This window comes from Streptomyces sp. NPDC037290, from assembly GCF_055603245.1.
The window spans coordinates 1-3,273 of the sequence record NZ_JBVJVZ010000095.1 but is presented as its reverse complement, the minus strand read 5'-3'; the positions used below and the strand labels follow the sequence as shown (position 1 = coordinate 3,273).

Annotated in this window: 1 protein-coding gene and 2 pseudogenes; 2 read left to right on the top strand and 1 reads right to left on the bottom strand. The window is 68.1% G+C overall.

Going from position 1 to position 3,273, the window contains the following annotated elements:
- A pseudogene (locus ACZ7HQ_RS44990) lies at positions 1-179 on the top strand (DNA primase); the annotation flags it as partial.
- A complete protein-coding gene (locus ACZ7HQ_RS44985; RefSeq protein WP_471003298.1) occupies positions 176-586 on the top strand; it encodes a DUF6009 family protein in 411 nt (136 codons plus the stop codon). The pseudogene ACZ7HQ_RS44990 and the gene ACZ7HQ_RS44985, both read left to right, overlap by 4 nt.
- Positions 587-633: 47 nt before the next feature.
- Here the strand turns inward: ACZ7HQ_RS44985 and ACZ7HQ_RS44980 are convergent.
- Positions 634-1,812, bottom strand: a pseudogene (locus ACZ7HQ_RS44980) (DNA primase family protein); the annotation flags it as partial.
- Positions 1,813-3,273 lie beyond the last annotated feature (1,461 nt).

Genomic DNA, 3,273 nt, shown 5'->3' with positions numbered 1-3,273 from the left:
ACCACGCCTACACGGCCTGGTCCCGGCACGAGGGCATCACTCCCGCCTCGTCCCGCGCCTTCGCCGCCCGCATCCGGGAAACCGTCGGACTGGCGTCACCGAAGGAGATGCTGCTGTCGAACCAGCGCAAGTACTACCCCGGCATCGGACTCCTGGCTACCCAGGAGGAGGCGGAGTGAGTGCTCTGATCGACGGGGATGAGATCAGTGAGGAAGCGGAGCTGGTCTGGCTGGAGGACATCTCGATCCTGGACTACGTACGACAGAGCCTGGACCGGCTCCCCAACCGGCGGGGGAGGCCCGCCTACCACCGCGACGGCCGCATGGTGGGTTACGCCGTGCTCCATTCCCGGGCCCGCCCCTCACGCACCTCCGGCACCTTCCGCCGACGCGTCTTCTGGCTCCTGCCCCACGACCGCGACACCGCCCCCCAGGGCCTCTACGCCACCGGCGCACCCGCCGAAGCCGTCGACCCCACCACCCTCGCCTCCCGCGCCAAAGGCCACAAGACCGAACGCTCCGAAGGAGGACCCCTCTCCAACACCCACCCGGGCGTCATTCCCCCAGACGGTTCCGGTCCACGTTGACGCAGCTGACTTGATCAGGACGTTGTCCCGTATCCGGTGAGGAAGCGTTCGGTTTCGGCGTAGGCGGTGGTGGCGATGCGGACGGTTTCGGGGCCGGTGAGGTCGCGGGGGCTGTTGAGGTAGTGGTGGGCTCCGGTGATGAGCCAGTTGAGGATGCCGGGGCCTTCTTCGGTGACGAGGATGTCGGCGAGGTTGTCGATCTTCTGGTGGTCGGAGACGACGCGGTTGAAGGGGATCAGGCGCATCCGGCGCCAGAAGGCGTAGCCGCCGGTGCCGACTTCGGGGCGGTGGTTGCCCAGGAGCCAGAGCTTGTGGGTGGGTGCGAAGGAGAAGAAGTCCTGGCGCATCCGGCGGGCTTTGATGCGGTCGCCGCCGGTCAGGAGTTTCACCCGGGACTCGTCGAAACGGTCACCGGGCTTGACCTCGGAACACACGATCACCCGGCGGCCGTGGAGTTCGGCGAGGTCGGTGGGGTGTCCCTCGAAGGGACGGGCCATCAGGAAACCGGGCGGCGCGGCGTCCGCGTAGTCGCCCAGGAGTTTGATCAGGACGTCCAGCAGCACGGACTTGCCGTTCTTGCCCGATCCGAAGAGGAACGGCATGACCTGCGCCCCGACGTCACCGGTGAGGGAGTAGCCGAGCAGGAGATGCAGGAAACGGATCATCTCCCGGCCCTGTTCGTCGTCCCCGAACGTGTCGGTCAGGAAGAGATCCCAGCGCGGCGTCGGCATCTGCCGGGGGCCGATCGAGGTCGAGCGGGAATGGAAGTCCCGGTCCGGGTCCGCGGCCCGCAGCTTCCCCGACCGCAGGTCCACCACCCCCGCCGGCGTGCACAGCATGTACGGGTCCGCGTCCAGCGCCCCCGCGCTGAGCAGCATCCCCGGCGCCGATCTCGCCTGGCTCAGCAACGCGTTGATCCCCGACGTGCTCAGCGCACGCCGCCGGTGCTTGCGCAGCGCCGCATCGGAATACACCCCCCGCGGATCGGTCGCGGCGATACTCTCCGCCATCTCACCCGCGACCCACAGCACCGTGTCGTCCTCATCGCTCTGCCACCGCGTGCCGTCCCACCGGTACCACCCCAGCCCCGTCACATGCCGGTAGTCCTGCGCATACAACCGCACGAACAGCTTCGCGTTCCCCCGATCCGTCAACGAATCCGGTAACAAACCCACCCCCGACACCGAGGGGGCCTTGCGCACGGTCCGGAGGCGTCTGCAGCGCACCGGTGCCGGGCCGGTGCTCCGTCGCTCAGGAAGGCTGAGGGGGCGGGCGGCGGGCGACGGTTCCGAGGAGGGGCCGCGGATGTCGACCGGTGCGGCGGGCACAGCGTTCGAGCGAAGGTGACCTGCAGAACCGGCCTCATCCACGGGCTCTCCTGACCGTCGGCGAATGCGAAGAGTGCTGAGCCACGTATGTCCGCCCCGCGCGCGTGAGCGGCGGGTACCGGCCGGATCGATTCCCGCTTCTCAGAACCGCTCGGCCTGTCCGCCGGCGTCCGGGGCAGCGGGCTTCGCGGTGGCGGATCGCGGTGTGGCGGGATCCGCCGCGGGAGCCGGAAGACCTGCCGCCACGAGCCGCGGACCCGGTGGACGGTTCGAGGCGCTGCTTTCGGCTGAACTCATCACGTGTGCGCTTCCTGAATCATCGGAACTGGCCGTGTTCGCGTGACTGAACGCCCCGAGGCACCCCCGGAAAACGCCTTCGATGCATCATAAGAACGATTCTTTTTTTGTCCATGGGAGACTAAAATTTTTGGCCGGTTCGCCCCGAGAAAGGCCGTGTTCTGTAGGAGTGCGCACGCCAGGTGCGGGGCCGGGCCGGGCAGGCCGGGGAGTCCGCGGGGGAAGCGGGGGCAGTGGCAGCCGACCCCGGGTTTCTGATGATTTTCTGCCAAAGGACTCCAGCCATTCACTCAACTCCCGCTATGGTCGTGCCCCGGCGAATCGGCGACCGGGGTCAGACCCGTGCCGCCGACGGGGGATGTGCGGGGAGGTTTGCGTGGGCGTGGTGACGGGTGGGGCACGGCAGACGGAACGATGCGCGGACGCGGGAGCGTCCGTTCGGTCTTCGTCGGCGATGCCTCCGTGCCGGTGGCCGAAGGCCGCCGTGCGGCCCGATCCCCTTCCGCACCGGGGGCGACGGAGTGCCGGCCGGACGCGGGCCGGCCCGCGGACCCCGTCATGATCAATACCCGGTTGGCGTAGGCCGGTCGAAGCGATTCACCGGTGGTGGGTCAGCCGGTCCTTTCGTCGGTGCCGGGGTTCCCGGAAGCTCCCGTTCCAGCCGCAGCGCTTGAACCGCGCGGCACCGGAACGCAGGACCATGCTCCGTGTACGTACCGCCCAATCCTGATTTACGATGTCCTCTCCGACGATGATCGGCGTGGCGACGCATCGTGCGGAGCCTCATGCCGAAGGGGGGTCGGAGCCCTTGGGGGGACATCTAAGCTTCGGCGGAATGGCGACCGAGTGACAACCACGAATCAATCAAGCAGGTAAAAGGCTTGGTCAAGCGGGGGACGGGCTGTCGGCGATCTTCGAATCCAGCAGGAGCCGGCGTCCATTGCCCGGTCTCCGGCCGTCGGAAGCGCTCTCCCCGTGAAAACACAATATCGCTCGCTACGATATCGCGGCGCTCGATCGGTTGCCCAGGAGAAGGGAAACGAGCCGTGGCGGCACACGACG